Origin of the sequence: Parabacteroides sp. AM17-47 (genome assembly GCF_003434625.1) — a bacterium.
Classification (GTDB): Bacteria; Bacteroidota; Bacteroidia; order Bacteroidales; family Tannerellaceae; genus Parabacteroides; species Parabacteroides distasonis.
This window is the reverse complement of record NZ_QTLI01000051.1, coordinates 1-3,809: the sequence shown is the minus strand read 5'-3', so window position 1 is coordinate 3,809 and position 3,809 is coordinate 1. Positions and strand designations below refer to the sequence as shown.

Sequence of the window (3,809 nt, the reverse complement as noted above, 5' to 3'; positions counted from 1 at the left end):
AAATCCCCGGCGATGCCTGCTGCCTTGCCCTCGTGCAGATAGACCATAGCGGGCTTCCCGTATGGGTCGGTGTCAAGTTTCGCCGTCGTATGCACGATGCGTTCCGGGTGGTGGATGAAATAGGCGTTGTCGGTCAGGTCGGTTTTCGTGTCCGTCTGTATTACGGTCATCAGCCGCTCGTCCTGCGACATTTCCTTCTTGCTGAGGTTCTTTTGCAGGACAATCAGGTCACTGCCCACTTCTGTCCCCGCGTTGTCCGTGAACAGGTTGTTGGGCAGGCGTATCGCGGATACCAGATCAGCCTTACTGAACAGCTCGTTACGCACGGAGGTCTTGGTGCTGTTCAATACCCCTTGCGAGGTGATGAACGCCACGATACCGCCGTCACGCACGGCATCCAGTCCTTTGAGAAAGAAATAGTTGTGGATGGCTTTCTGGGCGGAGCGTCTGCCGAATGAGTCGCTCCGCTGAAACTCAGGGTCGAACACGGCTATGTCTCCGAACGGAATGTTGGACACCGCCAAGTCGAAATAATTGTTGAACGGTCTTTCGATTTTCTCAAAACCGCAGGTGCGCATTTTCTGGTCGGGATAGAGATGCCTCAAGATTGTACCCGTGAGCAGATCCTTCTCGAAAGCCATCACATCCGCATTGGGGCTGTGCCGCAGCATGGAATCCACGAACACGCCGACACCTGCCGACGGTTCGAGCATACGGGCGGGGCGGACGCTGTAATCTGCCAGCACGTCCGCGATGGTGTCGGTTATCTCTTTGGGGGTGTAGAAAGCGGTCAGCACGGACGCTTTCAGCGAATCCACAAACCGCTTGTACTCTGTTTCGTCCTTGCTGTTCTCACGGATAAGCCTGTGCAACTCCACTGTCGGGGCGAACAGTTCGAGGTCGGATTTCGCCCACCGGACGGCATCCGTCAGTTCCTTTGCAGGGTTGAGGATACATTTCAGACCGCCGAAACCGCAGTACCTTTGAAGTATGGCACGCTCTTCGGTTGTCGCTGTCCTATTTTCCCTGTCAAGGATGAATGCCGTCCGTATCGCCTCGATGTTGTCCCGCAGTTTCTGTTTGCGGTTAAACGCCATATTCCCCGATGTAAAGGACGGTTGCCCCCGTCAGCTCCGTGTAGAGCAGGTCGTAATCGGAAGACAGGGCGAAGTTGTCGTCCGAAAGGTCATAGACGGAGAACACGTTGCCGACAAACGGCATGAGTTTCAGAATAAAGGCTTCTTGTTTCTCTTCCGGCACTTCGTCGAAAAACTCGCTCTCCACGACTTCACGGAGAATGGCGTACCGGGAATAGCGCAGCCCGCGCAGCAGCGTGTCCATCGCCTGCTCTTGCGCGCCATCGGCGGGATAGCCTTCGAGCCGCGCCTTTTCATACGTTTCGGCGGCACGGTCGGCCCGTTCCCGTATGAAAGCGGTGTCGTCAGCCTGTTCAAACTTGTTCGTGCGGAGATAGTCCAGCAGGTACAGACCGTAATAGGAAAAGTCGGTCTGACCCTCGTTTTTCTTCTTGTTGTTCATTACTTTGGAGTTTAGTGGATTGATATTTAACGGGATAATTGATTGGAAAAAGGAAGAAAAAGGCACTCGGTATCCCTCCGAGTGCCACCACTAAATCCAAAGTATGAGTGTAATCCGGTATCGAAGAACAATTCATTACTCTGAACAAGTGGCAAAGTTAGTGCAAATCGAAGACAATACGAAAAAAACTTGTTTGTTTCTATTGTTGAGATGCAGCCTAACTTATCAAAAGTTAGTGATTATTTCCTTTTTTTCGGATAGGAAGACTTGCATTTCTTTTCCGGGAACACGAACGTCGTGTTATATTCCCCGTCAAAGGCGACTATGGCATCGAAGTTCTTGCCCTGCTTGCTCTTGAAGCCTTTGAGCGGCTTGGTGTGCCCGTCGGTGAGCAGGTCTTTGATTTCGTCGTCGGACAGGGTGCGTCCCGCTTTCTGCCGGAACACGGGCAGTCCGCACTCCGTGTTGTCGCAACGTACCACCTTGCCGTAGAACCGCATCCTGCCCGTGCCGCACTTGGGACACGCGCAGCCGGAATCACGGCTGCCGAAGAGCTTGTCGCACGAGAGCAGTTCGGAGGTGATTTCCCGTGTGTACGCCTCTATCTCCTTGCGGAAAGTGTCGGCGGGCAGTTCCCCGCGCTCGATACGTGCCAGTTCCTTTTCCCATTCGCCCGTCATGGCTACATCGGCGATGCGCATCGTCTTCACCACGGAATTGAGGGCGAGTCCCTTTTCGGTGGGAACAAGCGACTTCTTGCAGCGTTCCATGTAACCGCGCTTGAAAAGCGTTTCGATGATGGACGCTCGTGTGGCGGGAGTGCCGATGCCGCAGTCCTTCATCGCCTGCCGCAGCGCGTCGTCCTCAATTTCCTTGCCCGCTGTTTCCATTGCCGAGAGCAGGGTGGCTTCGGTATGCAGCGGCTTGGGTTTGGTCTTTCCTTCGGTGATGGAGGTGGCTTTCAGCGTGAGCGTGTCGCCATCCTGCCAGCCGGGGATGGTAGTTTCCTCCTTTTCCTCGCCATAGACGGCACGCCATCCGGCTTGCTTCACGACACTGCCTTTCACGGTGAACTCCACTCCGGCACATTCTGCCGTGACAGCAGTCACGTCCTTGACGCATTTTTCGGAGAATGCCTCTATCATTCGTCCGGCAATCATCTGATAAATGGTGCTGTCCTCTTTGGAGAGGAAGAGCGGTTTCTCTCCCGTGACGAGCAGGGCATGGTGGTCTGTTACCTTGCCGTCATCCACGCTACGGCGTGTCGGGATGGCTTTTGCCCGCACCTTGTCTTTCCATTCGGGCTGCGTGCCGATAAAGGCGAGTAGCTTGGGGATTTCAGCGAACACGTCTTCGGGGATGTAGCGGCTTCCCGTTCTCGGATAGGTTATCAACTTCTTCTCGTAGAGCTTCTGCGCGATTTCAAGCGTCTGTTCCGCCGTGAAGCCGTGCTTGGCGTTGGCTTCTTTTTGGAGCGTGGTCAGGTCGTACAGCAAGGGAGTTTCCTCCGTCTTCTCCTTACGCTCTGCTTTCGTTACCGTTGCGCTGCCTGCCGCCTTTACCTTATTATATAGCTCCGTTGCCGGTTCTTTCGACTTCCATTTCTCGGAGGATGAGAGTTTCACGACCTCGCCGTCGCAACCGTCTGTTGCGATATGGAGCTGCCAGAATGCTTCGGACGTAAAACGGCGGTTCTCCCAATAGCGTTCACACACCATCGCCAGCGTGGGTGTCTGCACACGCCCCACCGAATACGTGCCATGTCCGGCGGCTATGGATAACGCCTGAGTGCCGTTGATGCCCACGAGCCAGTCGGATTCGCTCCGCGCTTTGGCGGCGAGGTATAGGTTGTCGTACCTGCTGCCGTCTTCGAGGTTGCGCAGTCCCTCACGGATAGCCTTGTCGGTGAGCGAGCTGATCCACAGACGCACGAAAGGAGTGGTGCAACCCGTATAGTGGTAGAGGTAGCGGAAGATAAGCTCTCCCTCGCGTCCGGCATCGGTCGCCACGATGATTTGTTCGCTTGTGTCGAACAGTCTTTTGATGACTTTTATCTGCGACACCACGCCGCTGTCGGGCTTGTAACCTTTCTCCGTCCTGACCTGACGGGGGACGAGCGTGAATGTGTCGGGAATAATCGGGAGGTTGTCACGGACAAATCCGCGCACGCCGTAGCCGTCGGGCATGGCAAGCTGAACGAGGTGTCCGAATGCCCATGTCACGGCATAGCCGCCTCCTTCGAAATATCCTTCCTCTCTCTTTGTCGCGCC

At 55.2% G+C, this 3,809-nt stretch carries 3 protein-coding genes; all 3 read right to left on the bottom strand.

Going from position 1 to position 3,809, the window contains the following annotated elements; all coding sequences use genetic code 11:
* On the bottom strand, window positions 1-1,097 hold a 1,097-nt coding region (locus tag DW205_RS21840; protein ID WP_147326773.1), incomplete at its 3' end, for an N-6 DNA methylase.
* Window positions 1,087-1,539, bottom strand: coding sequence for a DUF1896 family protein (locus tag DW205_RS21835; RefSeq protein ID WP_121963168.1), 453 nt, complete (start codon window positions 1,537-1,539; stop codon window positions 1,087-1,089). The genes DW205_RS21840 and DW205_RS21835, both read right to left, overlap by 11 nt.
* Window positions 1,540-1,778: 239 nt before the next feature.
* On the bottom strand, window positions 1,779-3,809 hold a 2,031-nt coding region (locus tag DW205_RS21830), incomplete at its 5' end, for a type IA DNA topoisomerase (RefSeq protein ID WP_147326772.1).